Raw genomic sequence first — 1,635 nt, forward strand, 5'->3', positions numbered from 1 at the left:
CCTCGCGCCACGGCGGGCGCTCGCCGGAAACCCGGGCCCGTACCAGGTCATCGCCGCGGACGGCACGCGCCCGCCGTGGCGCGAGGCCACCTTCGACCGGGTGCTGGTCGACGTGCCCTGCACGGGGCTCGGCGCGCTGCGCCGCCGCCCGGAGGCGCGCTGGCGGCGGCGGCCGGCGGACCTGGAGGGGTTCGCGCCGCTCCAGCGCGGGCTGCTGCGCGAGGCGCTGAAGGCCGTACGGGTCGGCGGCGTCGTCGGGTACGCGACCTGCTCGCCGCATCTTGCGGAGACGCGGACGGTGGTCGAGGACGTGCTGCGCGGGCGCGGCGGGGCGGCGCCCGCCGCCGAGTTGATCGACGCCCGGCCGCTGATGGAGGGCGTGCCCGCGCTGGGCGAGGGTCCGGACGTGCAGCTGTGGCCGCATCTGCACGGCACGGACGCGATGTACCTGGCGCTGCTGCGCCGCACGGGGTGATCCGGGGCGCGCCCGCACCTCGCACTGTGCGAATCCACATCGCGGGGGCACCGGTAGTGGATCGCCGCACATGGTGCGGAACAGCTTTCCCGCCATAGCGTCAGCTCCATGAATTCGAGCTCGCATTGGCTGACTCCGGGAAAGGCGGCTGCCGTCGCCCTCACCTTCGACGTGGACGCGGAGACCGGAGTCCTTTCCGCGAACGGGAAATACGCCCGGCATGCGATGACCATGACGCACCAGGCGTTCGGTCCCGATGTCGGTGTGCCGCGGATTCTCGGAATTCTGCGGGACCTTGAGGTCCCGGCGACGTTCTTCTTTCCCGGCTGGGTGGCCGAGCGGCGGCCCGGGCTGGTGGCGCAGGTGGTCGAGGCGGGCCACGAGGTCGCCCACCACTCGTACAGCCACGTGCCGGCGACGTCCATGTCGTTCGCCGAGGAACGGGCCGATTTCGAGCGGGCGCTGGAGGTCTTCAAGAACCTCGACGTGCCCGTGTACGGCCACCGGGCCGGGCTGTGGGAAGCGAGCTGGCAGACCGCGTCGCTGGTGGCGGAGTACGGGCTCGTGTACGACTCGTCGATGATGAACGACGACCGGCCCTATCACGTACCCACGGAAAAGGGCGGAATCGTCGAACTGCCGCCGCACTGGTCGCTGGACGACTGGGAGCAGTACGCTTTTCTCCCGGCCCCGCAGATCGGGTCGATCATCGAGGATCCGCGGAAAGTCCTCTCGATGTGGAAATACGAACTGGACGCGATGCGGCGCTACAACTCGCTGTTCATGCTCACCAACCACCCGTTCCTCACCGGCCGTCCGGGGCGGGCCGAGGCGCTGCGCTCGCTCATCGAGTACGGGCGGTCCCACGGGGACGTGGAATTCCTGACCTGCCGGGAACTCGCCGAGCGTGCCAAGGGTGACCGGACGCTGGCCGAACGGCCGCTGCAGGAGCCGGAGATCGAGCCCGGGCTCTTCCCCGCGAGCTGACCGCCCGGGCGTGATATCCCCCGAGTCACCGCGGTATCCGCCAGGTCACCGCGGCACCCCTCAAGCCACAACAGCGGTACCCCGCCACAACAGCGGTACCCCCCAAGTCACAGGGGCGGGGAGGGGCGTTCAACCTCCCCCGTCGGCGCTTCCTCCCCGCCCCTGTATTCCTC

Annotated in this window: 1 protein-coding gene and 1 pseudogene; both read left to right on the top strand. The window is 70.8% G+C overall.

All coding sequences use genetic code 11. From position 1 onward, the window contains the following. Nucleotides 1-475, top strand: a pseudogene (locus tag AOK16_RS19255) (rRNA cytosine-C5-methyltransferase); the annotation flags it as partial. A 108-nt stretch (nucleotides 476-583) separates the two neighbouring features. Next, the gene (locus AOK16_RS19260) at nucleotides 584-1,462 is read left to right on the top strand and encodes a polysaccharide deacetylase family protein (RefSeq protein WP_055473457.1); all 879 of its coding nucleotides are present in this window, start codon (nucleotides 584-586) and stop codon (nucleotides 1,460-1,462) included. Nucleotides 1,463-1,635 lie beyond the last annotated feature (173 nt).

Origin of the sequence: Streptomyces pathocidini, from assembly GCF_001418495.1 — a bacterium.
Lineage (GTDB): Bacteria > Actinomycetota > Actinomycetes > Streptomycetales > Streptomycetaceae > Streptomyces > Streptomyces pathocidini.

What these genes read in the sequence shown, in the direction of transcription:
- AOK16_RS19260 (WP_055473457.1), top strand. Translation starts at nt 584, where the DNA reads ATGAATTCGAGCTCGCATTGGCTGACTCCGGGAAAGGCGGCTGCCGTC.